Origin of the sequence: Mesorhizobium sp. ES1-6 (genome assembly GCF_020164775.1) — a bacterium.
GTDB lineage: Bacteria > Pseudomonadota > Alphaproteobacteria > Rhizobiales > Rhizobiaceae > Mesorhizobium.
Genome location: NZ_JAIUGU010000009.1, coordinates 190,410 through 214,000, shown reverse-complemented (window position 1 = coordinate 214,000; position 23,591 = coordinate 190,410). Strand labels below are relative to the sequence as shown.

General features: G+C 62.3%; 17 protein-coding genes. 12 read left to right on the top strand and 5 right to left on the bottom strand.

Going from position 1 to position 23,591, the window contains the following annotated elements:
* Window positions 1–9: 9 nt before the first annotated feature.
* Window positions 10–1,362 carry an O-antigen ligase family protein gene (locus tag LB564_RS21900; protein ID WP_224540883.1) on the bottom strand — a complete coding sequence of 451 codons (1,353 nt, stop codon included), beginning with the start codon at window positions 1,360–1,362 and terminating at the stop codon, window positions 10–12.
* A gap of 480 nt (window positions 1,363–1,842) precedes the next feature.
* Here LB564_RS21900 and cysD point away from each other — a divergent pair, with 480 nt between their 5' ends.
* The 4 genes from cysD to LB564_RS21880 are packed head-to-tail and all read left to right on the top strand — an operon-like array spanning window position 1,843 to window position 6,821.
* A complete protein-coding gene (gene cysD / locus LB564_RS21895) occupies window positions 1,843–2,748 on the top strand; it encodes a sulfate adenylyltransferase subunit CysD (protein ID WP_140710775.1) in 906 nt (301 codons plus the stop codon).
* A 2-nt stretch (window positions 2,749–2,750) separates the two neighbouring features.
* Window positions 2,751–4,688, top strand: a complete 1,938-nt coding sequence (cysN, locus tag LB564_RS21890; protein WP_224540882.1) for a sulfate adenylyltransferase subunit CysN — start codon at window positions 2,751–2,753, stop codon at window positions 4,686–4,688.
* 10 nt (window positions 4,689–4,698) lie between these two features.
* On the top strand, window positions 4,699–5,499 hold the full coding sequence (cysQ, locus tag LB564_RS21885) for a 3'(2'),5'-bisphosphate nucleotidase CysQ (RefSeq protein WP_224540956.1): 801 nt from the start codon (window positions 4,699–4,701) through the stop codon (window positions 5,497–5,499).
* Between the two features lie 59 nt (window positions 5,500–5,558).
* Window positions 5,559–6,821 carry an O-antigen ligase family protein gene (locus tag LB564_RS21880; protein WP_224540880.1) on the top strand — a complete coding sequence of 421 codons (1,263 nt, stop codon included), beginning with the start codon at window positions 5,559–5,561 and terminating at the stop codon, window positions 6,819–6,821.
* Between the two features lie 56 nt (window positions 6,822–6,877).
* Here the strand turns inward: LB564_RS21880 and LB564_RS21875 are convergent, their stop codons facing one another.
* The 4 genes from LB564_RS21875 to LB564_RS21860 form a co-directional block, all read right to left on the bottom strand.
* Window positions 6,878–8,020: a DegT/DnrJ/EryC1/StrS family aminotransferase gene (locus LB564_RS21875; RefSeq protein ID WP_224540878.1), complete on the bottom strand. Its 1,143-nt coding sequence runs from the start codon at window positions 8,018–8,020 to the stop codon at window positions 6,878–6,880.
* A 229-nt stretch (window positions 8,021–8,249) separates the two neighbouring features.
* Window positions 8,250–9,173, bottom strand: coding sequence for a carbohydrate kinase family protein (locus LB564_RS21870; protein WP_140710784.1), 924 nt, complete (start codon window positions 9,171–9,173; stop codon window positions 8,250–8,252).
* Window positions 9,170–9,616, bottom strand: coding sequence for an RbsD/FucU family protein (locus LB564_RS21865; RefSeq protein WP_140710786.1), 447 nt, complete (start codon window positions 9,614–9,616; stop codon window positions 9,170–9,172). The genes LB564_RS21870 and LB564_RS21865 overlap by 4 nt, the downstream gene beginning before the upstream one ends.
* Window positions 9,617–10,843 carry an ROK family protein gene (locus LB564_RS21860; RefSeq protein ID WP_224540876.1) on the bottom strand — a complete coding sequence of 409 codons (1,227 nt, stop codon included), beginning with the start codon at window positions 10,841–10,843 and terminating at the stop codon, window positions 9,617–9,619.
* Between the two features lie 267 nt (window positions 10,844–11,110).
* On the opposite strand from LB564_RS21860, the gene LB564_RS21855 reads away from it, so the two are divergent.
* The 8 genes from LB564_RS21855 (at window position 11,111) to LB564_RS21820 (ending at window position 23,506) form a co-directional block, all read left to right on the top strand.
* Entirely contained in the window at window positions 11,111–12,088 is a 978-nt protein-coding gene (locus LB564_RS21855; protein WP_224540954.1) for a sugar ABC transporter substrate-binding protein, read from the top strand.
* A gap of 160 nt (window positions 12,089–12,248) precedes the next feature.
* Window positions 12,249–13,310: an ABC transporter permease gene (locus LB564_RS21850; RefSeq protein ID WP_224540874.1), complete on the top strand. Its 1,062-nt coding sequence runs from the start codon at window positions 12,249–12,251 to the stop codon at window positions 13,308–13,310.
* 2 nt (window positions 13,311–13,312) lie between these two features.
* Window positions 13,313–14,095 (top strand): ATP-binding cassette domain-containing protein, encoded by a 783-nt coding sequence (locus tag LB564_RS21845; protein WP_224540872.1) that lies wholly within the window; start codon window positions 13,313–13,315, stop codon window positions 14,093–14,095.
* Window positions 14,096–14,228: 133 nt separating this feature from the next.
* Window positions 14,229–16,691 (top strand): glycogen/starch/alpha-glucan phosphorylase, encoded by a 2,463-nt coding sequence (locus tag LB564_RS21840; RefSeq protein WP_224540870.1) that lies wholly within the window; start codon window positions 14,229–14,231, stop codon window positions 16,689–16,691.
* 174 nt (window positions 16,692–16,865) lie between these two features.
* On the top strand, window positions 16,866–19,079 hold the full coding sequence (gene glgB, locus LB564_RS21835) for a 1,4-alpha-glucan branching protein GlgB (RefSeq protein WP_224540868.1): 2,214 nt from the start codon (window positions 16,866–16,868) through the stop codon (window positions 19,077–19,079).
* A gap of 46 nt (window positions 19,080–19,125) precedes the next feature.
* Window positions 19,126–20,391 (top strand): glucose-1-phosphate adenylyltransferase, encoded by a 1,266-nt coding sequence (glgC, locus tag LB564_RS21830; protein WP_140710797.1) that lies wholly within the window; start codon window positions 19,126–19,128, stop codon window positions 20,389–20,391.
* Between the two features lie 19 nt (window positions 20,392–20,410).
* A complete protein-coding gene (gene glgA / locus LB564_RS21825) occupies window positions 20,411–21,874 on the top strand; it encodes a glycogen synthase GlgA (RefSeq protein ID WP_224540865.1) in 1,464 nt (487 codons plus the stop codon).
* A gap of 3 nt (window positions 21,875–21,877) precedes the next feature.
* Window positions 21,878–23,506, top strand: a complete 1,629-nt coding sequence (locus LB564_RS21820) for an alpha-D-glucose phosphate-specific phosphoglucomutase (RefSeq protein WP_224540863.1) — start codon at window positions 21,878–21,880, stop codon at window positions 23,504–23,506.
* The last annotated feature ends 85 nt before the right edge of the window (window positions 23,507–23,591 follow it).

Here is a 23,591-nt window from a genome sequence, read left to right as displayed (position 1 = left end):
CCACACCGTCTATCGGGCGGCTGGCGGAGGTGCCAGGCCTTCCACCCCTGATGGAGCGGTTTGGCCTTTCGCGGGTGGTACCGCGTCGGCCTCCACCCCTGATGGAACGGTTTGGCTCTCCATCAACGCAGCCTGGCGCCCGCAGGCAAGATACGTTCCCGACACCAGAAAGACCATGAAGACTGAATCCAGAATGTCATGACCGAGCAGGATTCCAGTCATTCCAGCGGTCAGGTAGGTGATGACGAGGGCGACAATCATGGTGGCGCCGAACCGCTCGATCGGATCGGCGCTGTTGCGCAGCACCAAAGCGGCGTTCCTGGCGGCGATCACGAAGATCGCCGCCAGCGTCAGCGCGCCCAGGAGCCCCGCTTGCACCAAGGCGGTCAGGAAGCCGTTGTGGAAATGATTGAACCCTGCGTCCAACCCGAACTGATCTTGAAAGCCCTGCTTGATCAAGAGATGGGTGGCACCCACCCCGTGTCCGAACAACGGCATCTCACGAAATGCCTTGAGGCCAATATCCCAAAGGGCAACGCGCGCTCCCAAGGCTGTCGTATGGTCACCGTGGGCCATCGCAACCCAGTCGGAGTGCAGAAATGCGATACGTCCTGCTATCGTCTGGAAGCCGAAAGCCGCGATCGGAACCGCAATCGCGGCCAGCAGCAAAAGCAGGCGAACGGCACTTTTCCCTCTCAGCCGTCGCTGGTTGATCAGCAGAACGGCGACGCCGGCGATCAGCAGCGCCAGCCAGACAATGCGTGTACCGGAATAGACGATGGCGATCGTTCCGCCGAGCGCGGCGCAGATGAGGGCGATCCTGTATCTCTCTATGCCGGACAGGGCAGCAGCCACGCAGGTCACCACTGCAAGGCACAGAACCTCGGCGAAAATGATCGCATTCCCGGCCCCGCCCTCCGCGCGTATACCGAGCAGATACTGCTGGTAGACCGCCAGCAGCAGCGCGCCAAAACAGGCCGCCATGCTGGCCAGCACAATGATGCGGACGAGCATTGTCTTTTGCGAAATGCTCCAGGTTGAATAGGAGACGGGGAAAAGCAGAAAGGTGATCAGCGGCAGAAGATGCCGTGCGTCCCCGACGATCGCGTGGTTGACGATGGACGCCAGGACATTGCTTGCGCAATAGGCATAGATCGCGATCGTCAGCGCCATCATCGCCCGGTCGACATTGAAGCGCCTTCTCTTCAAGGCGATCAACAGGACGGACCACAGTCCGCCGCCATTGAACACGAAGCTGACCGCGGATCCCAGGATCGGCGGGAAAAAAAAGCAAAAAATGGAGAAGTAGATATTGATCCGCGAAGGCGTGAATTGCTGCCTTATGGATGAAAGCCGGTTCAATTTTCGGCCCCGCTACTCCGGAGAAGTTTTTATGCGCCACATACCTGTTGGTGAAATCGAATGTGCGCGCCTCGAAATTGCCCACCCTTGATGGCGCATCTGACCCGGTTCCAAAAGAGCGTATAGCGGCTGGGCCGCTGTTTCGATAGTGCGTGCGCATCGATTGCCGCTGAAAGCCGGCGGTCGCGATCGGTCGACCCCGCTGCGGCGCGGGCGTGCGCTCATAGGCAATATTTTTCCTGCCTTTTCTCGGCTGGACGGCTTGCAAGCAGAAATTTCCGGGTTTTGGGACAGGTGTGGAAAATTTATTCTCGAACCGACCGCTGCCGGACTGGTCTTGCATTGTTCTGGACAGCGACGATCTGCTAGAACGCCCGCACGAAACACTTTGCTCAGAGGCGAAGCTTGAATCGGGCGTAAAAGGCTCGATGATTTAAACTAGGGTCTCTGTCGCGAGGCACGAGAGAACGCTTACAGTCCATGACCATTGCGCTGACGCATTTGCAGCGGCTTGAAGCCGAGTCCATTCACATATTCCGCGAGGTTGCGGCGGCCTTCACCAAGCCGGTCATGCTTTACTCCGTCGGCAAGGATTCGTCGGTGCTGATGCATCTGGCGATGAAGGCGTTCTATCCGGCCAAGCCGCCCTTTCCCTTTCTTCACGTCGACACCACCTGGAAATTTCGCGAGATGATCGCATTTCGCGATCAGATGGCGCAGAAGCTGGGTTTCGACCTTCTGGTTCATGTCAACGAAGACGGTGTGCGCGACAACATCAATCCGTTCGATCATGGTTCGAACACCCACACCCATGTGATGAAGACCGTCGCGTTGCGCCAGGCGCTCGACAAATACGGCTTCGACGCCGCCTTTGGCGGCGCCCGCCGCGACGAGGAAAAGTCGCGCGCGAAGGAGCGCATCTTCTCGTTCCGCAATGCCCAGCATGTGTGGGACCCGAAGAACCAGCGGCCTGAGATGTGGAAGATTTTCAACACGCGTATCGCGCAAGGGGAATCGATCCGCGTCTTCCCCTTGTCGAACTGGACCGAGCTCGACATCTGGCAGTACATTCTGCAGGAAAACATCCCGATCGTGCCGCTCTATTTCGCCAAACAGCGGCCGGTCGTTGAGCGCGATGGCATGTTGATCCTCAAGGACGACGAGCGCATGAAGCTGCGCCCCGGCGAAGTCGTGGAGAACCGGCTGGTGCGCTTCCGCACACTTGGCTGCTATCCGCTGACCGGGGCCATCGAATCCGACGCCGACACGCTCGAGGCCATCGTCGGCGAGATGCTGACGGCACGCACCTCCGAACGGCAGGGTCGCCTGATCGACCGCGATGAAGCCGGCTCGATGGAAAAGAAGAAGCGCGAGGGGTATTTCTGACCATGCGCCACATCATGGCAAAGAGCCTCGCCCCCACGGACGGCGTCCGCGATTATCTGGCCGCGCAGGAGAAGAAGTCGCTGCTGCGCTTCCTGACCTGCGGTTCGGTGGATGACGGCAAGTCGACGTTGATCGGTCGCCTTTTGTCCGACACCAAGCAGATTTTCGAGGACCAGCTCGCCGCGCTCGAGCGCGATTCGCGCAAGCACGGCACGACGGGCGACGACATCGACTTCGCGCTGTTGGTCGACGGCCTGGAGGCCGAGCGCGAGCAAGGCATCACCATCGACGTCGCCTACCGCTTCTTCGCCACGCCGAAGCGCAAGTTCATCGTCGCCGACACGCCCGGCCACGAGCAATATACCCGCAACATGGCGACAGGCGCATCGACCGCCGATCTGGCGATCGTGCTGATCGATGCCAGGCAGGGCGTGCTGCGCCAGACAAGGCGCCACTCGATCATCGCGTCGCTGCTCGGCATCCGTCACATCGTGCTGGCGGTCAACAAGATCGATCTTGTCGATTTTGACCAGGCGGTCTTCGACAGGATCGTCGAGGACTACCGGCAGTTTTCACGCGACCTCGGTTTCCAGACCGTCGCGCCGATCCCGATGTCGGCCCGCTACGGCGACAACGTCAGCGGCCGCTCCGAAAACACGCAATGGTATTCCGGCCCGACGCTGATCGAGCATCTCGAAACCGTCTCGGTAGACCAAGCCACGGCCGAGCTGCCGTTCCGCTTTCCGGTTCAGTACGTCAATCGCCCCAATCTCGATTTTCGCGGTTTTGCCGGCACCATCGCGTCCGGAACGATCGCGCAAGGTGACGAGGTCGTCGTCGCCAAATCGGGCAAGTCCTCGCATGTCAAACGCATCGTCGCCTATGGCGGTGACCTCAAACAGGCGGTGGCCGGCCAGGCTGTCACGCTGGTCCTTGACGACGAGGTCGAGGTTTCCAGGGGCAACATGCTGGTTTCGCCGGCCGCCCGACCTCAGGTCGCGGACCAGTTCGCCGCCAACGTCGTCTGGTTCGACGAGCATGCGCTTCTGCCGGGCCGCTCCTATATCCTGCGCACCGAGACCGATCAGACCAGCGCCACCGTCACCGACTTGAAATACCGCATCAATGTCAACGACTTTGCCCATGAGGCGGCCAAGTCGCTTGAAATGAATGAAGTCGGCATCTGCAACATCTCGACGCGGGCGCCGATCGCCTTCGATCCGTTTGGCGAGAACCGTACCACTGGCGCCTTTATCCTGATCGATCGCATCAGCAACGCCACCGTTGGCGCCGGCATGATCGTACATTCGCTGCGCCGCGCCGAAAACATCCACTGGCAATCGCTCGATGTCGGCAAGCGTTTGCGCGCCGACATGAAGAACCAGCGTCCCGCCGTGTTCTGGTTCACGGGGCTTTCGGGTTCCGGCAAGTCGACGATCGCCAACCTGTTCGAGAAGAAGCTGTTCGCCACCGGCCGCCATACCTATATTCTCGATGGTGACAATGTTCGTCACGGTCTTAACCGCGATCTGGGATTTACGGACGCCGACCGCGTCGAGAACATTCGCCGTGTCGCCGAAGTGGCCAAGCTGATGGCAGACGCCGGGCTGGTCGTTATCGTCTCCTTCATTTCGCCGTTCAGCGCCGAGCGGCGCATGGCCAGGGAATTGATGGCCGATGGCGAGTTCATCGAGGTGTTTGTCGATACGCCTTTCGAGGAATGCGCCAGGCGTGATCCAAAGGGCCTCTATGCTCGCGCGCTGAATGGCGAGATCAAGAACTTCACCGGTGTCGATTCGCCTTACGAGGCGCCGGAGAAACCGGAAATCCATCTGAAGACGCTCGGCAGATCGGCCGAAGAGATGGTAGATGCCCTGGAACACTGGCTGAACGAGCGTGACATTGCCGAAGACCAATATGACAATGGCGGCGGCATCTGACGACGCCTCGATGCTTGAAGTCTTCGAGCGGCTGGCGCTGGCGGCCGGGCGCGAAGTGATGCGCGTGTTCCACGCCGGCTGCGCCGTCGACCGCAAATCGGACTCCTCGCCAGTGACCGAGGCGGATCGCGAGAGCGAGAAGATCATTCTCGCGGGCCTGCGTGCCGCGTTCCCCGACATTCCCTGCGTGGCCGAGGAGGAAGCAGCCGCCGGTGTCATGCCGGGCGAACTTGGCGAGGCCTTCTTCCTTGTTGATCCACTTGACGGTACCAAGGAATTCGTCAACCGACGCACCGATTTCACCGTCAACATCGCCCTTGTCCGTCATGGCGTACCGGAAATCGGCGTCGTCTTCGCGCCATGCCGCGGCCGCTTCTTTTCCGGTTTGCCGGGCAGGGCAGAATCGCTTGAAATCGATGGTGAATACAGGATTGTTTCTCGCCGGCCGATTTCGGCTAGAAACGCCGTGACGCCGCTGGCCGTGGTTGCCAGCCGCTCACACAATACGCCCGAAACCGAAGCCTATATTCGCGACCTCGGTGCCGCCGAGATCGTCTCGGTCGGTTCGTCGCTGAAATTCTGCCTTCTCGCCAATGCCGAGGCCGATATCTATCCGCGCTTCGGTCGCACCATGGAATGGGATACCGCGGCGGGTGACGCGGTGCTGCGTGCCGCCGGGGGCACGACGCGCACGCTGGACGGCAAGCCCTTGGCCTATGGCAAACGCAATCAGGCCGATGACGCGGATTTCGCCAACCCGCATTTCATTGCCAGCGGCAGGATTGCAACCGGGGAGCGTATCGAAAGTTGAGGTGAAAACCTCTGGTCTATGGCCTATCCTGTATCGACGTTCCCTGAGTCGGTAATTGAATGTCCTTTTTTCAGAAATGCCATGCCGTCATTTTGGGCGGCTTTCCGGTCTGGACCAGCAATCGTGATGAAATAATCCTCAGGATGTTGCTGGGCCTCTACGCCCTCGCTCCCGCCCTTTTCGTCTTCGTCGAAATGTCTCCGACGGTCTTGGCGCTGGTCGGGGGACTCATGGGCGCTCTTACCCTTTTGACCAAGGGAGTACGCTTTGGCAGGGCAACGATAGGCCTCGTCTTCGCTCTCGCTCTCCTGTCCGGCTTTGTTCTGTCGAGCGCCTTGTGGTCCGTCGACGCGGGCCGCTCTCTCTCGGCGGCGAAGGATGTGTTTGGCTACGCGATCGCCGCCATACTGCTGGTTCATGGCATCCTCGCGCTTTCAAGCGCTCAACGCGATCGGCTCGCGGCGGCCTCGCTGTTCGGCATGTTCATCGGCCTCGTGTCGGTGATGGGCTGGGAACTGTATTTTGCGTTCTTCACCGCGGATCCCCGATTTGTGGAAAATGTTTTCACCCTCCACAAGATCACGGTCTACGGAGCCTTTTTTGCCGTCATATTTCTTGCGCAGCCGAGGCTGGTCTGGAAGGGGCTTGCGGCTCTCTTTGCCGTCCTGACATTGCTCTACGGCCAATCGACCGGCGTCAATCTGGCGATTGTCGTCGTCGCGGTCATGTTTGTCATGCCCGCCAAATACCGCCACCACGCACTGATCGGATGCTTCGCCGTCTATTTGTCTCTTGCCCTCATCGCCCCCTTCGTCATCTCGCCGCTGTTCGCCTACCTCAAAACAACGGGATGGCTGGCTTTCTATCCAGGCACGTTCGCCGCGCGCCTTGATCTTTGGCAGATGATCTCGCCCTCCATTGCGGACCAGCCGCTTCTCGGCCATGGCGCCAATACGATGAGAAACGCGGTAGGGGTCGTCGTGAACCCCACATATTATGCCCAGGTGGACCTCCCAAGCGCCCATAACATCGTATTCGATCTGTGGTACGAACTGGGAGCGCTGGGCATCATCGTGTATGGGGTGCTGCTGGCGGCGATCATAAGAGTGATCCGCCCTCTGAGCGGATCCTGCCATTTCATCGCCAGCAATTGCCTGATCATAGCCGTCGTCGAACTCTCGGTCGACCATCGGATCTGGTTGTCATGGGTGCTCGGCACCTTGGTCTTCACAGCGAGCATCTGCATGGTGCAGTGCCGCTCCGTTACCGGACCGGGGATCGGTCACCGGACCACGAGACGCACTGCGACCCTCGCGGAATAACGGCGCGCGCACGGCCGCCGTCCCATGCCGGTCTTGGAATCCCCGGCTGTCGGCGATTATTCGGCCGCGGCCTGCGCCGAGTTGGAGCCGATATAGTTGCGGATTGTCTCGATGATCCGGTCCTGGTCGGCTTCGCTGAGATAGGGATGCATCGGCAGACACAGGATCCGCTTCGGCAGGTCTTCCGAGACGGCAAGACCGGTTGGCGTGCGCGGGTAGTCGCGATAGGCGATCTGCTCATGCAGCGGCTTGACGTAGTAGATGACGGACGGAATGCCCTTTTCGCTCAAATGCGCTTTGAGCCCGTCACGCTTCGGCGTCTCGATCGCGTATTGCGCCCAGGCAGAGCGGCTGCCATCCAGGTTGCGGGCCGCGGTCATGATGTCGCCGAGGCCTTCAGCATAACGCTGGGCTACCACTTGCCTCGCCACCATCTCTTCCTCGAGGATGGCGAGTTTCTCGATCAGGATTGCCGCCTGCAGCGTGTCGAGCCGTGAGTTGATGCCGACACGGATATTGTCGTATTGCGTTTCGCCCTTGCCGTGGAAGGCAAAGGATCTCAGCTGGTCGGCCAGAGCGTCATCATTGGTGAACATCGCGCCGCCGTCGCCATAGCAGCCGAGCGGCTTGGCCGGATAGAAGCTGGTCGAGCCGACATGGCCGAACGCGCCGCACATCCTGCCTTCGAGCGAGCCACCCATCGACTGCGCGGCATCCTCGATCACCAACAGGCCTTCGCGATTGGCAATCGCCATGATCGCCTCATAGTCGGCGGCGAGGCCGAACAGGTCGACGGGAATGATCGCCTTCGGCTTCAGCCGGCCTTCTTTCTTGATCATCGCGATCGCCGCCTCGAGGCTGGCGATATCCACATTGTAGGTCTTCGGATCGACATCGACAAAGACTGGTTCGGCCTTGGCCAGCGCCACCACCTCCGCCGTGGCGGCGAAGGTGAAGCTCGGCACGAACACCGCGTCGCCCGGGCCGATACCGGCGGCAAACAGCGGTAAAAGCAGCGCATCGGTGCCGTTGGCGCAGGCAACCACATGCTTGACGCCGATATAGGCGGCGAGCTTTTTCTCGAACTCGCCGACCTGGGGGCCAAGGATGTAGCGGCCGTCCTCGACGACATGGTCGATCGCGGCTTTCAGCCGGTCGCGGATACGTTCGCGCTGCGCGCCAAGATCGATGAACTGCATGTCGGCCTCAATGCCTGCCAATAACCGGCCCGCTGGTATCAGACTTGGCGCGGCTGAAAAAGCCGGCCGCGGACCGGGCGCATAGTGCAAGTGTCGCAGCCCGTTACCGTGTTTTGCCGGCGTATTGCCCCAAAAAGCCGGGAAACCGGGCTTGGCGGTACAATACAAGCCTCTTTTATCGCGGTTTTCCAGCGCATGGAAACATAAAGTGATCGCGCCGGAGGGCCGATCAGCCGATCTCGTGCCGCCAGGGGGGATTGGCGCCGGCTCGTGACACCGTCACCGCCGCCGCCTTGGCGCCGAGCGCCAATGCTTTGCGGATAGCGTCTTCCGACAGGCTGGAAATAGCCGTCTTCGTCAGCAGGCCTTGCTCATGCAGGGAGGCAAGGATGCCGGCGTTGAACGTGTCTCCGGCGCCGACGGTGTCGACCACCTTCACTGTCTCCGGCATGACGGTGACCCGGTGCTGCTTGCTGTAGCCAACGGCACCCTCGCTGCCATGCGTGACGACGATCAGTTTCGGGCCACGGTCGAGCCAATTGCGCACGACATCCTCGTGCGATCCGGCCTCGTCGAACCAGTTGAGGTCTTCGTCCGACAATTTGACGATGTCGGCCATGGCCATCATCTCCCTGATGCGCCTGAGGTGCTTGGCCTTGTCGGGGATGAAGTTCGGCCGGATGTTGGGATCGAGCATCATCACGCGAGCCTCGTGCTCACGCCGCATGAATTCCTCATAGGCCGATCCCGCCGGCTCCGAGATCAGGCTGATGGCGCCGAACAGCATCGCCTCGATCTCGCCGCCCAGTTGCGGCAGGTCCTCGATGGTCAGCATGCGACCGGCCGTGTTCTCGTCATAGAAGGTGTAGGTGGCCTGGCCGTTGTTCAGCCGCACGAAGGCCAGCGTCGTCGGCCGGGGCGAGGTGTGCGCGTAGGTCGAACTGACCTTGCTCGCCCCCAGCGCATCGCGGAACTGGCCGCCGAACAGGTCCGACGACAGGCCCGAGAAGAAGCCGGCCGGCGCGCCGAGGCGGCCGAGCGCGATCGCGCTGTTGAAGACAGCGCCGCCGACATAAGGAGCGAAGGCCGGCTCATCCTGCGTGGTGGTGCGCGGCAGCATGTCGATCAGGGCTTCGCCGCAGCAGAGGATCATGGCTTCCTGGTCTCCGGCGGATAGATCACGCCCTTGCGGATGATGATGTTGGCGTAAAGCCGCGGCTCGCTTGTCGCGACGATGGCATGCGCCGATTTGACCCGTGCATAGAAGTCGGCGCCGGCCAGTGCAACCACCTTGCGTCCCGGCGCGCGTTTGGCGCAGATCGCCTCCATTTCACGATGGACAGGGTCGGCAAGCGACGGATCGCCTTTCACCGAGGCGCGAAACAGCGCCTCCGGCACGACATCGTCGACCGGAAGCAGCGTCAGTATCGCGTCGAGGACGGGAATGAGGGCATGGCCGTCGGTCCGGATGAGGCGTCTTGCCTGCTCCTGCGCCGGATAGTTCCCGTCGACCAGGGCAATTTCGTCGCCATGGCCCATGGCCCGCAACGTCGCCAGAAGCTCCGGACCAAGCAGCGCCGGGATGCCAATCAGCATTCAGGCGCTCCTGGCGATCGTCGTCGAACCGATGAGGAAGCGTTCGGAAAGCGGCAGGCTTGCGCCGCCGAGTGCCCGCGCATGGATGCCCACGCTCCCCTCGCGAACGGCCGGAAGTTTCAAGCCTTCGCCGTCGATCGCGTCGATTGCCGTCACGACCGCCTCGACCAGCCTTTGCCGTACGGCCTTCGGCATCCAGCCGTCGATGACCGCGGCCTCGAAATCGATGACCGAGGACGCCGCGACGATGGCGTAGGCGAGCGCCTGCGAGGCGCTGGCGATCCACGCGTCGAGTTCGGCGCCGATCTCTCCCCAATCCTCGGGTGAGGTCCACAGATAGGAAGCCTCGACGCCACGCGCATTGAGCGCTTTTTCCAGCATGGCGATCGAGGCCACGTCGATCAGCTGGGTCGGTTTTCCATCCGGCCCGGGCACGGGCATGGAGCCGAGCGCGCCGGCATTGCCGGTCGGGCCGCCGAAGAGCCGGCCATTGAGCACGATGCCGCCGCCGGCAAAGGCGCCGATGTAGAAATAGACGAAGTCCCGCGCCGCGCCCGTCTGGCCGAAGACCAGTTCGGCGCCGCAGGCGGAGGTGGCATCGTTCTGCAGATAGACCGGAAAATCGCACTGCGCCTGGATATCGGCCCTGATGTCGCGATGGCGCCATTCGTCCATGACCTCGCGCGGCGCGCCGGCGGTGTCGGCCCAGTTCCAGAGTTCGAACGGCATGGCGATGCCAAGTCCGGCAATGCGCTTGTCCTGCGCCGGAGTTAGGGCGCCGCGCATCGTCTTCATGCCTGCCGTGACGAAGTCGACCGTCTCGCGCGGGGCAGGGTAGCGGTAGGAGTGCTGCAGCATCGAGCGCACATTGCCGAGAAAGTCGATCAGCACGAGTTCGGCGCTGCGGCGGCCGATCTTGAGGCCGATGAAGAAGGCGCCTTCGGGATTGAGCGCCATGGGGATCGAGGGCTGGCCGATCTTGCCGCGCAACGGCGCCTGGCGCACGAGCAGGCTTTCTTCCTCCAGCTCGCGCATGATGACGGACACCGTCTGCGCCGAAAGTCCGGTCATGCGGGCGATGTCGGACTTCGCCAGACTGCCATGCTGGCGCACCAGCGAAAGCACCAGGCGCTCATTGTGGTCGCGCATGCCGCTCTGGTTGGTGCCGCGGTGAATAAGGCTCTCATTCGCTTCGGGCGAACCATGCCTCGTAGTGGCGGTCTCCACCCTGTTCCTCCCGTCGTTTCCCCTCAATGCTTTTGGGCCAGAATGAGTGAAGGGCGCAAGGCTGTCAATAATAAATAAGAGTGATTTAATTATTGACAGATGGCCTGGTCTAGTGTTTTTTGATCGGGCATCCGCGCTGGGAGAAGTCGCCTGGATGCCGTGCGGGTGCCGGTTGGCCGGCATTCGAGAGTGTTCCACTGGGAGGAAATCGTGACCAATACAAAACTGTTAAAGTCCACCGTTTTCGCGGCGGCCGCGCTGGGTCTGATGGCGTTCGCTTCGTCCGCATCCGCCGCCGGCGTCGGCGCCTGCCTGATCACCAAGACCGACACCAATCCTTTCTTCGTCAAGATGAAGGAGGGTGCGACCGCCAAGGCCAAGGAACTTGGCGTCGATCTCAAGACCTATGCTGGCAAGATCGACGGTGACAGCGAGAGCCAGGTAGCCGCGATCGAAAGCTGCATCGCCGACGGTGCGAAGGGCATTCTGATCACCGCGTCCGACACCAAGGGCATCGTGCCGACGGTGAAGAAGGCGCGCGACGCTGGCCTGCTGGTGATTGCGCTCGACACGCCGCTCGATCCGATCGATGCCGCCGACGCGACCTTCGCCACCGACAATCTGGAGGCCGGCAAGCTGATCGGCGCCTGGGCCGCCGCCACGCTGGGCGACAAGGCCAAGGATGCCAAGATCGGCTTCCTCGACCTGACCCCCTCGCAGCCGACGGTCGACGTGCTGCGCGACCAGGGCTTCATGATGGGCTACGGCATCGACGTGAAGGACCCCAACAAGATCGGCGATGAGACCGATCCGCGCATCGTCGGCCACGACGTGACGAACGGCAATGAGGAAGGCGGCCGCAAGGCGATGGAAAACCTTCTGCAGAAGGACAACACCATCAACGTCATCCACACCATCAACGAGCCGGCCGCGGTCGGCGCCTACCAGGCGCTCAAGGCCGTCGGCCTTGAAAAGCAGGTGCTGATCGTTTCGGTCGACGGCGGTTGCCCCGGCGTGAAGTCGGTCGCCGAAGGCGTCATCGGCGCCACCTCGCAGCAATATCCGCTGCAGATGGCCGCGCTTGGCATCGAGGCGATCGCCGCTTTCGCCAAGGACGGCACCAAGCCGAAGCCGACCGAGGGCAAGAACTTCTTCGACACCGGCGTCAACCTCGTCACCGACAAGCCGGCCACGGGCGTCAAGTCCATCGACACCAAGGAAGGCCTCGCCAAGTGCTGGGGCTGATGCTGGCCTGACCGGCAACGAAGAAACCTGGACGGTCGGGGCTTGATCCCCGACCGCTTCGGGTGGACGATAGGTCGCGTGACCGCGAACAATCCCGGCGACAGACCGGAAAGGCGTGGACGGGCGTCGGCGACTGGCTGACACCCTACGGGGAGGAAACATGTCTCAAGCTCAGGAATTCGAGAAGGTTCTCTCGAGCAGCGACACAAGCGTTGCCGCTTTCGACGAGCACAAATCGGCGGTCAGGCGCATCCAGCACTTCCTGCATTCGACGCCGGCGGCGGTGCCGCTGATCGTGCTGGTTTTGTCGATCGTCATTTTCGGCGTCACCATCGGCGGACGTTTCTTCTCGTCCTACACGCTGACGCTGATCCTGCAGCAGATCGCCATTGTCGGTATTCTGGGGGCCGCGCAGACGCTGGTCATCCTGACCGCCGGCATCGATCTGTCGATCGGCGTCATCATGGTGATTTCAGCCGTGATCATGGGCAATTGTGCCGTCAGCTACGGCCTGCCGAGCGTGCTCGCCGTCGCCATCGGTCTTGCGGCCGGTGCCGCCTGCGGACTGCTCAACGGGGTGCTGGTCGCCTACATGAAGCTGCCGCCCTTCATCGTGACGCTTGGCACCTGGAACATCGTCATGGCCACGAACTTCATCTATTCGGCCAATGAGACGATCCGCGACACCGACGTCGACATCCAGGCGCCATTGCTGCATCTGTTCGCCTTGAGCTTCAAGGTCGGCACCGCGGTGCTGACGGCCGGCGTGATCGCCATGGTCGCCCTGGTTCTGCTCCTCTGGTATGTGCTCAATCACACGGCATGGGGCCGCCATGTCTACGCCGTCGGCGACGACCAGGAGGCCGCCAAGCTGTCCGGCATCCAGACCAAGAAGGTGCTGATGACGGTCTACACCCTCGCCGGGCTGATCGCCGCTTTCGCGGCCTGGGTCTCCATCGGCCGCAACGGTTCGATCTCTCCGTCGGCCGCCGTCACCGACTACAATCTGCAGGCGATTACCGCGACGGTGATCGGCGGTATTTCTCTCTTCGGCGGGCGAGGCTCGATCCTGGGCACGCTGTTTGGCGCCATGATCGTCGGCGTCGTCTCCATGGGCCTCAACATGCTGGGCGCCGATCCGCAATGGAAAGTGCTGCTCACCGGTGTCTTGATCATCGGCGCCGTGGCGGTCGATCAATGGATCAGAAAGGTTTCGGCATAGTCATGACCCAGGAACCCATCCTCACCGCGCGCGGCCTGGTCAAGCGCTATGGCCGTGTCACCGCCCTCGATAATGCCGACTTCGACCTCTATCCCGGCGAGATCCTTGCCGTCATCGGCGACAATGGCGCCGGCAAGTCATCGCTCATCAAGGCGATTTCCGGCGCTGTCGTGCCCGACGAAGGTGAAATCCGGCTTGAAGGCAAAACCGTTGCCTTCAAGTCGCCGATGGAAGCCCGCGAAGCCGGCATCGAAACCGTCTACCAGAACCTGGCGCTGTCACCGGCACTGTCCATCGCCGACAACATGTTCCTTGGCCGCGAGATCCGCAAACCGGGTTTCCTTGGCCAGTGGTTGCGCATGCTCGACCGCCCGGCAATGGAAAAGCGGGCTCGTGACAAGCTCACCGAACTTGGTCTGATGACCATCCAGAACATCGGCCAGGCGGTGGAGACGCTCTCGGGTGGCCAGCGCCAAGGCGTGGCGGTGGCGCGCGCGGCCGCTTTCGGCTCGAAAATGGTGATCATGGACGAGCCGACGGCCGCACTTGGCGTCAAGGAGAGCCGCCGCGTGCTCGAATTGATCCTCGACGTGAAGAAACGCGGCCTGCCGATCGTGCTCATCTCGCACAACATGCCGCATGTCTTCGAGGTGGCCGACCGCATCCACATTCATCGCCTCGGCCGTCGCCTCGCCGTCATCGACCCCAAGCAATATACGATGTCCGATGCCGTTGCGTTCATGACAGGGGCAAAAGCGCCCCCGGAAGCCGCATTGGCGGCCTGAAACGCCGACGTGCCGCAGGGTAAGCAGACAGGGGTCTTCTCTAAATCGATTGAAAACATGCTGCAATGCACTAGGATGGGCTGGGCGAAACGGTGAAAGCCGGTATGATCAGGTCAAACGAACGAGAGGCGATATGACATCCGCCATGACGATCGAAGCCCCCGCTCTCGACAATCCCGACCCCAAGACGCTCGCCGAGGAAGTCTTGATGTCGCTCAAATACAGGGTTGGCAAGGACACCACCGTCGCGACCCAATACGACTGGCTGACCGCCTCGATCAAGGTCGTGCGCGACCGCGTGGTCGACCATTGGATGCAGGCGACCAAGGAAGCCTACGATCAGCAGGAAAAGCGCGTTTATTACCTGTCGCTCGAATTCCTGATCGGGCGTCTGATGCGCGACGCCTTCTCCAACCTCGGCCTGATGGAGAACATGCGTGAAGCGCTGTCCTCGCTCGGCGTCGATCTCGACCTGATCGCGGCGCTCGAACCGGACGCCGCGCTTGGCAATGGCGGCCTCGGCCGGCTCGCCGCCTGCTTCATGGAAAGCATGGCGACGGTCGACATCCCCGCCCACGGCTACGGCATCCGCTACGCCAACGGCATGTTCCGGCAGGAAATCCACGATGGCTGGCAGGTCGAGCTGCCCGAGACCTGGCTCGACCACGGCAATCCCTGGGAGTTCGAGCGGCGTGAGCGCTCCTTCGAGGTCGGCTTCGGTGGTTCGGTCGAATCGATCACCTCCAGGGACGGCCGCCTCGAACGCCATGTCTGGAAGCCGAGGGAGCATGTTCTGGCGGTCGCCTATGACACGCCTGTGGCCGGCTGGCGCGCCAAGCGCGTCAACACGCTGCGCCTGTGGTCCGGCATGCCGATCGACCCGATCCGGCTCGACAAGTTCAACGCCGGCGACCACATCGGTGCGCTGGCCGAAAGCAACAAGGCCGATGCGCTGTCGCGGGTGCTCTATCCAGCCGATTCCCACATGGCCGGACAGGAACTCAGGCTCAGGCAAGAATGTTTCTTCTCCACCGCCTCGCTGCAGGACATCGTCCAGCGGCATCTGAGCCAATATGGTGATCTCAAGTCGCTGCCCGACAAGGCGGCGATCCATCTCAACGACACCCATCCGGCGATCGCCGTGCCCGAACTGATGCGGCTTCTGATGGACGTCCACGGCATGGATTTCGATCTCGCCTGGGATATCACCAAACGCACCTTCGGCTACACCAACCACACGCTGCTGCCCGAAGCACTGGAAAGCTGGCCGGTGCCGCTGTTCGAGCGGCTGCTGCCGCGTCATATGCAGATCGTCTACGCCATCAACGCGCAGGTGCTGCTCGAAGCCCGCGCCACCGATCAGTTCTCGGACGAGCAGATCAGCCGTATCTCGCTGATCCAGGAGAATGGCGACCGCCGGGTGCGCATGGGCAATCTGGCCTTTGTCGGTTCGCATTCGATCAACGGCGTGTCGGCGCTGCATACCGAGTTGATGAAGGAGACGGTCTTCGCCGATCTGCACCGGCTCTACCCCGACCGCATCAACAACAAGACCAACGGCATCACGCCGCGGCGCTGGCTTATCCAGTGCAATCCCGGCCTCACCGGGCTTGCCCGCGAGGCGATCGGCGATCGCTTCATGGATAACATCGAGGCGATCAAGGGGCTCGATCCCTTGGCCGACGACGCGGCCTTCCGCGAAAAATTCGCCGCCGTGAAGCGCCAGAACAAGGTGAGGCTTGCCAACCTGGTCGCCGACCGCCTCGGCCTCAAGCTCGATCCTTCGGCGCTCTTCGACATCCAAGTCAAGCGTATCCATGAATACAAGCGCCAGCTCCTCAACATCCTCGAGGCGATCGCGCTCTATGACCAGATCCGTTCGCATCCCGAGCGCGACTGGATGCCGCGTGTGAAATTCTTCGGCGGCAAGGCAGCGCCCAGCTACCACAACGCCAAGCTGATCATCAAACTGGCCAACGACGTCGCCAGGGTGATCAACAGTGACCCTTCGGTGCGCGGCCTGCTGAAGGTCGTGTTCGTACCGAACTACAATGTCAGTCTGGCCGAGGTGCTGATGCCGGCCGCCGATCTCTCGGAGCAGATCTCGACCGCCGGCATGGAAGCCTCCGGCACCGGCAACATGAAGTTCGCGCTGAACGGCGCGCTGACCATCGGCACCCTCGATGGTGCCAATGTCGAGATCAAGGAGCATGTCGGCGACGACAACATCTTCATCTTCGGCCTCACCACCGAAGAAGTCGCCGATCGACGCAACAATGGCTACAATCCGCGCGGCGTCATCGAGGCATCCCCCGAACTGGCGCAGGCGGTCGCGGCCGTTTCATCGGGCGTCTTCTCGCCCGATGATCCCAATCGCTATCGCGACCTGATCAACGGCCTCTACGACAGCGACTGGTTCATGGTCGCGGCGGATTTCGACGCCTATGCCGCCTGCCAGCGCGACGTCGATGCGGTCTGGCGCAACAGCCCGGACTGGTACGCGCGCGCCATCCGCAACGTCGCGCGCGTCGGCTGGTTCTCCTCCGATCGCACGATCCGCCAATACGCGAAAGAAATCTGGAACGTGCCCGTCTGATATGATTGCATGAGACCACGAGCAATGTGGCTCGAAACAAAAGACTGAAGGCATGATCCCGAAAACTGGACTTCGGTTTTCGGAAAAGATTATGCTCAAACAAGGAGATAGAGCCCCATCCCGATCCCGTCGGGATGGAACCGGCTCTAGGTGCCCGGGGAGGGCGACCGCCTGATGAGGAAGCCGCGCGCGACCGCTGCGACAAGCGGGCCGGACGGACTGGCGCCAGCCAGCGATGTCGAGGCGATTGTCGCCGGTACGCACGGAGATTCGTTCGCGGTCCTTGGTGTCCACGAGATTGGCAAGAGCCTCTTTGCCCGGTGCTTCGTTCCGCACGCCGAATCCGTCACCGCCTATACGCTGACGGGCATTGAGGCCGGTGCGTTGTCGCGGCGCGACGATGCCGGGTTCTTCGAGGGCAAGCTGTCGATCAAGAAGCGCCAGCCGCTACGTTACCACGCGCGCAATGAAGGCGGCGACTGGTGGCTGACCGATCCCTATTCATTCGGCCCGGTGCTCGGGCCGATGGACGATTACTACATCGCCGAGGGTTCGCATCTCAGGCTGTTCGACAAGCTCGGCGCGCATGTCATCGAGCATGAGGGTGCCACGGGCGTGCATTTCGCCGTCTGGGCTCCCAATGCCAGGCGCGTCTCGGTGGTCGGCGATTTCAACGACTGGGACGGCCGCCGGCATTCGATGCGCGAGCGTCGCGATACCGGCATCTGGGAGCTGTTCATTCCCGACATCGGCGCCGGCCGGCCCTACAAATACGAAATCATCGGCCCCGATGGCGTAAGATTGCCGCTGAAGGCCGATCCATTCGCGTTCAAATCGGAACTGCGTCCGGCCACGGCTTCGGTCGTTGCCGCGCCGCCGGCGCATGAGTGGGGCGATGAGGCGCATCGCAATTTCTGGCGCAACGCCGACCCCCGGCGCGAAGCCATCTCGATTTACGAGGTCCATGCCGGTTCCTGGCAGCTTAGCGACGACGGCGCCTTCCTGTCATGGGATGAACTGGCCGAGCGGCTGATCCCCTATGTGGTGGAGACCGGTTTTACCCACATCGAATTCCTGCCGATCTCCGAACATCCCTACGATCCGTCCTGGGGCTACCAGACCACCGGCCTCTACGCGCCTTCGGCCCGCTTCGGCGATCCGGACGGATTTGCCCGTTTCGTCGACGGCGCCCACCGTGCCGGCATCGGCGTCATCCTCGACTGGGTGCCGGCGCATTTTCCGGTCGACGAGCACGGCCTGGTCCATTTCGACGGCACCGCGCTCTATGAGCATGCCGATCCGCGCAAGGGCTTCCATCCCGACTGGAACACCGCGATCTACAATTTCGGCCGCCGCGAGGTGGTGTCGTTCCTCGTCAACAACGCGCTGTTCTGGGCCGAAAAATACCATGTCGACGGTCTTCGCGTCGACGCGGTCGCCTCGATGCTCTACCTCGATTATTCGCGCAAGCAGGGCGAATGGATCCCCAACGAGAAGGGTGGCCGCGAGAACCTCGAAGCGGTCGGCTTCCTGCAGAAGATGAACAAGGAGGTCTACGGCCACCATCCCGGTGTCATGACCATCGCCGAGGAATCGACCTCATGGCCGAAGGTTTCGGCGCCGGTCCATGAGGGCGGGCTGGGCTTCGGCTTCAAATGGAACATGGGCTTCATGCACGACACGCTGGAGTACTTTTCCAAGGAGCCGATTTTCCGCAAGCACCACCACAACGAGCTGACCTTCGGCCTGACCTACGCCTTCTCGGAAAATTTCGTGCTGCCGCTCTCGCATGACGAGGTCGTGCACGGCAAAGGCACGCTGCTGGGCAAGATGGCCGGCGACGATTGGCAGAAATTCGCGACCTTGCGTGCCTATTACGGCTTCATGTGGGGTTATCCCGGCAAGAAGCTTTTGTTCATGGGCCAGGAATTCGCGCAGCGCCGCGAATGGAGCGAGGCGCGCGCGCTTGATTGGAACCTGCTCGATTTCCGGCCGCATCGCGGCGTCTGGCAGACGGTGCGCGATCTCAACTATCTCTACCGCTCGCGCCCGGCCCTGCATGGCCGCGACTGCGAGCCGGAAGGGTTCTCCTGGCTGATCGTCGACGACAGCCAGAATTCGGTGTTCGCTTGGGTGCGCAACGCTCCCGGCGGCAATCCGGTCGCCGTCATCTCCAATTTCACGCCGGTGCCGCGCGACAATTATCGCGTGCCGCTGCCGAAGGCCGGCAAGTGGCGCGAGATCATCAACACCGACGCTTCCGAATATGGCGGCTCCGGCATGGGCAATGGCGGCACGGTCGAGGCAAGGGCGGAGGGCAAGAGCATCTCGGCAACGATGCTTCTGCCGCCGCTGTCGACGATCATGCTCGAGTTCGTTGCCGATTGAGCGTCGGCCGGGACATGGCGAGACTGAGTAACTTGGGAGGGTATACATGGCAGACTTGAAAAGAACCCAGCCGCTGGCCCGCGACGCCATGGCCTATGTGCTGGCCGGCGGGCGCGGCAGCCGCCTCAAGGAATTGACCGACCGGCGCGCCAAGCCGGCCGTCTATTTCGGCGGCAAGACGCGTATCATCGATTTCGCGCTCTCCAATGCCTTGAACTCCGGCATCCGCCGCCTCGGCGTCGCCACGCAGTACAAGGCGCATTCGCTGATCCGCCACCTGCAGCGCGGCTGGAACTTCCTGCGGCCCGAACGAAACGAGAGTTTCGACATCCTGCCGGCCAGCCAGCGCGTCTCGGAAACGCAATGGTATGAAGGCACGGCCGACGCCGTCTACCAGAACATCGACATCATCGAGGCCTATGGCCCCGAATACATGGTGATCCTGGCCGGCGACCACATCTACAAGATGGATTACGAGCTGATGCTGCGCCAGCATGTCGATGCCGGCGCCGACGTCACGGTCGGCTGCCTCGAAGTGCCGCGCATGGAGGCAGTCGGCTTCGGCGTCATGCATGTCGATGCCAAGGACAACATCATCGCCTTCGTCGAAAAACCCGCCGATCCGCCTGGCATTCCGGGCAATCCGGAATTCGCCTTGGCCTCGATGGGTATCTACGTTTTCAAGACCAAGTTCCTGATGGAGCAGCTGCGCCGCGACGCCGCCGAACCGGGCTCCAGCCGCGACTTCGGCAAGGACATCATCCCCTATATCGTCACGCATGGTAAGGCGATCGCGCACCGCTTCACCAAGTCCTGCGTGCGCTCGACCGCCGAGAACGAGGCCTATTGGCGCGACGTGGGAACGGTAGACGCCTATTGGGAGGCCAATATCGACCTGACCGATGTGACGCCGGAGCTCGATCTCTACGATCGCGACTGGCCGATCTGGACCTATGCGGAATTGAAGCCGCCGGCGAAGTTCGTCCATGACGAGGATGGCAGGCGCGGTTCCGCCATCTCGTCGCTCGTCTCGGGCGACTGCATCGTCTCCGGCGCCTCGCTGAAGAAAAGCCTGATCTTCACCGGCGCGCGCATCAATTCCTATTCGACGCTGGAAGAAGTCGTCATGCTGCCCGACGTTCATGTCGGGCGGAACGCAAAGTTGAAGCGCGTCGTTATCGACCATGGTGTTAGGATACCCGAAGGGTTGGTGGTCGGAGAGGATCCCGCGCTCGACGCCAAACGCTTCCGCGTTTCGGAAAAAGGCATCTGTCTGGTCACCCAGGACATGATCGACAAGCTGAAATTGTAGCGGAGTGGGGGTGTAGCGGATGCAGGTTCTGTCGGTCACGCCAGAGATTTTCCCGCTGATCAAGACCGGTGGGCTCGCCGACGTGACGGGGGCGCTGCCGATCGCGCTGGCCGCCAAGGGCGTCACCATGCGCACGCTCATCCCTGGCTTTCCGACCGTCATGGGCGCCTTCAAGAACATGGGCGCCTTCAAGAAAAAGAAGGCTGTCTATCAGTATCCCTTGCTGCAAGGTGGCAAGGCCTCGGTCCATGCCGTCCAGATCGCCGGGCTCGATCTGTTCGTGCTCGACGCGCCGCATCTGTTCGATCGTCCCGGCGGGCCCTATGGCAATGCCTCGGGCGCGGACTGGCCGGACAATTGGCGGCGCTTCGCGGCCCTAAGCCAGGCCGGCGCCGATATCGCCGGCGGCGCCATTTCGGGCTACCTGCCTGATGTCGTCCACGCCCATGATTGGCAGTCGGCGATGACGCTGGCCTATATGCGCTATGGCAAGGCGGTCGGCACGCCGTCGATGATGACCGTCCACAATCTCGCCTTCCAGGGCCAGTTCGGCGCCGGCATCTTCGGCGAGCTCGGCCTGCCGGCGGCGGCGATGGCGCTTGACGGCGTCGAATATTATGGCGGTGTCGGCTTCCTCAAGGCCGGCCTGCAGGCCGCCTGGGCGATCACCACGGTGAGCCCGACCTATGCGCAGGAGATCCGCTCGCCAGAATTCGGCATGGGCCTCGACGGCCTCATCAACATGCGCTCGAGCGATCTCCATGGCATCGTCAACGGCATCGACACCGCCATCTGGGATCCGGCGACCGACAAGCATCTTGTATCGACCTATACGGCCGAAACGTTGAAGGGCCGCGCGCCCAACAGGGCCGCCGTCGAGGACCGTTTCGGCCTCGACCGTGACGACAGCCCGATCGTCTGTGTCATCAGCCGGCTGACCTGGCAGAAGGGCATGGACATATTGGCGACAGTGGTCGACGGCATCGTCGCGACAGGCGCCAGGCTGGCCATACTGGGCTCGGGTGACGCCGGCCTCGAAGGCGCGCTTCTGGCTGCGGCCGCGCGCCACCGTGGCCGCATCGGCGTCGTCGTCGGCTATGATGAGGGGCTGTCGCACGTCATGCAGGGCGGCTGCGACGCCATCGTCATCCCCTCGCGCTTCGAGCCCTGCGGGCTGACGCAGCTTTACGGCCTGCGCTATGGCTGCGTGCCGGTCGTCGCCCGCACCGGTGGCCTCGCCGATACCATCATCGACGCCAACGAAGCAGCGATCGCCGCCGGCGTGGCGACCGGCTTCCAGTTTACTCCCAACAATGGCGGCGCGCTGCTGCACGCCATCCGCCGCCTGGCCGACGCCCATGCCAGTCCAGCAACCTTCGAGACCATCCAGCGCCAGGGCATGAAGACCGATGTGTCGTGGGATCGAAGCGCCGAAAAATACGTCGAACTCTATCGCCTGCTGCTTTCGAAAAGGGTTGCCTGAAGCATGATACGCACCGTCCCCACCAAGCCCTATCTCGACCAGAAGCCCGGCACGTCGGGGCTGCGCAAGAAGGTGCCAGTGTTCCAGCAGGAGCACTATGCCGAGAACTTCATCCAGTCGATCTTCGACGCGCTCGACGGATTTGCCGGCAAGACCCTGGTGATCGGCGGCGACGGCCGCTTCTACAACCGCGAGGTCATCCAGAAGGCCATCGCCATGGCCGCCGCCAACGGTTTCGGCAAGGTGATGGTCGGGCAGGGCGGCATCCTGTCGACGCCGGCTGCCTCGCACGTCATCCGCAAATACAAGACCTTCGGCGGCATCATCCTGTCGGCCAGCCACAATCCCGGCGGGCCGCATGAGGATTTCGGCATCAAGTACAATGCCGGCAATGGCGGCCCGGCGCCGGAAAAGCTGACCGACGCGATCTTCGAGAAGACCAAGGTGATTTCGAGCTTCAAGATCGCCGACATCGATCCGATCGACATCGATACGGTCGGCACCGTCAAGGCCGGCGGCATGACCGTCGAGATCATCGATCCGGTCACCGATTATGCCGAACTGATGGAAAGCCTGTTCGATTTCGACGCGCTGCGCAAACTGTTCAAGTCGGGTTTCCGCATGCGCTTCGACGCCATGCATGCGGTAACCGGACCCTATGCCAAGGAAATACTGGAAAACCGCCTCGGCGCCCTGAACGGAACTTGCCGCAATTTCAAACCGCTGCCCGATTTCGGCGGCCATCACCCCGATCCCAACCTGGTCCATGCCAAGCACCTCTATGACGAGATGATGGGACCGGATGCACCGGATTTCGGCGCTGCTTCCGACGGCGACGGCGACCGCAATCTGATCATCGGCAAGGGTATTTTCGTCACCCCGTCGGATTCGGTGGCCATGCTCGCCGCCAATGCCCGCCTGGCGCCGGGCTACAAGGACGGGTTGAAGGGCATTGCCCGCTCGATGCCGACCAGCGGCGCGGCCGACCGCGTCGCCCACAAGCTCGGTATCGGCATTTACGAGACGCCTACCGGCTGGAAGTTCTTCGGCAATCTGCTTGACGCCGGCATGGCGACGATCTGCGGCGAGGAAAGTGCCGGCACCGGTTCCAACCACGTCCGCGAAAAGGACGGCCTATGGGCGGTGCTCCTGTGGCTCAACATCCTGGCGGCGCGCGGCGAAAGCTGCAAGCAGATCGTCACCGAACACTGGGCGACCTATGGGCGCAATTATTATTCGCGGCACGACTACGAGGAGGTCGAGAGCGACCGCGCCAATGCGCTGGTCGACGAACTCAGGGCCAAGCTCGGCTCGCTGCCCGGCACCAGCGTGCGCGGCCTGAAGATCGGCAATGCCGACGATTTTGCCTATCACGATCCGGTCGACGGCTCGACCAGCGAGCACCAGGGCATAAGGGTGCTGTTCGAAGGCGGCTCGCGCGTCGTCTTCCGCCTCTCGGGCACCGGCACCTCGGGCGCGACCCTGCGCGTCTATATCGAGCGCTACGAGCCGGACAAGGCGAGGCACGACCTCGACACGCAGGTGGCGCTCGCCGACCTGATTTCAGCGGCCGATGACATCGCCGGGATCAAGAGCCACACCGGCCGCGACAAGCCAAGCGTGATTACTTGAGGGTGGCCGCCATGGCTTCGTCATCCACGGGCGGAGCAAGGAGCGTAGCGACGCGGCGTAGACCGGAGGATCCATGCCGTGACAT

What these genes read in the sequence shown, in the direction of transcription:
- cysQ (WP_224540956.1), top strand. Translation starts at nt 4,699, where the DNA reads ATGCTTGAAGTCTTCGAGCGGCTGGCGCTGGCGGCCGGGCGCGAAGTG.
- LB564_RS21850 (WP_224540874.1), top strand. Translation starts at nt 12,249, where the DNA reads ATGTCTCAAGCTCAGGAATTCGAGAAGGTTCTCTCGAGCAGCGACACA.
- LB564_RS21865 (WP_140710786.1), bottom strand. Translation starts at nt 9,616, where the DNA reads ATGCTGATTGGCATCCCGGCGCTGCTTGGTCCGGAGCTTCTGGCGACG.
- glgA (WP_224540865.1), top strand. Translation starts at nt 20,411, where the DNA reads ATGCAGGTTCTGTCGGTCACGCCAGAGATTTTCCCGCTGATCAAGACC.
- LB564_RS21875 (WP_224540878.1), bottom strand. Translation starts at nt 8,020, where the DNA reads ATGCAGTTCATCGATCTTGGCGCGCAGCGCGAACGTATCCGCGACCGG.
- cysN (WP_224540882.1), top strand. Translation starts at nt 2,751, where the DNA reads ATGCGCCACATCATGGCAAAGAGCCTCGCCCCCACGGACGGCGTCCGC.
- cysD (WP_140710775.1), top strand. Translation starts at nt 1,843, where the DNA reads ATGACCATTGCGCTGACGCATTTGCAGCGGCTTGAAGCCGAGTCCATT.
- LB564_RS21840 (WP_224540870.1), top strand. Translation starts at nt 14,229, where the DNA reads ATGACATCCGCCATGACGATCGAAGCCCCCGCTCTCGACAATCCCGAC.
- LB564_RS21855 (WP_224540954.1), top strand. Translation starts at nt 11,111, where the DNA reads ATGGCGTTCGCTTCGTCCGCATCCGCCGCCGGCGTCGGCGCCTGCCTG.
- LB564_RS21820 (WP_224540863.1), top strand. Translation starts at nt 21,878, where the DNA reads ATGATACGCACCGTCCCCACCAAGCCCTATCTCGACCAGAAGCCCGGC.
- LB564_RS21880 (WP_224540880.1), top strand. Translation starts at nt 5,559, where the DNA reads ATGTCCTTTTTTCAGAAATGCCATGCCGTCATTTTGGGCGGCTTTCCG.
- LB564_RS21845 (WP_224540872.1), top strand. Translation starts at nt 13,313, where the DNA reads ATGACCCAGGAACCCATCCTCACCGCGCGCGGCCTGGTCAAGCGCTAT.
- glgB (WP_224540868.1), top strand. Translation starts at nt 16,866, where the DNA reads ATGAGGAAGCCGCGCGCGACCGCTGCGACAAGCGGGCCGGACGGACTG.
- glgC (WP_140710797.1), top strand. Translation starts at nt 19,126, where the DNA reads ATGGCAGACTTGAAAAGAACCCAGCCGCTGGCCCGCGACGCCATGGCC.
- LB564_RS21870 (WP_140710784.1), bottom strand. Translation starts at nt 9,173, where the DNA reads ATGATCCTCTGCTGCGGCGAAGCCCTGATCGACATGCTGCCGCGCACC.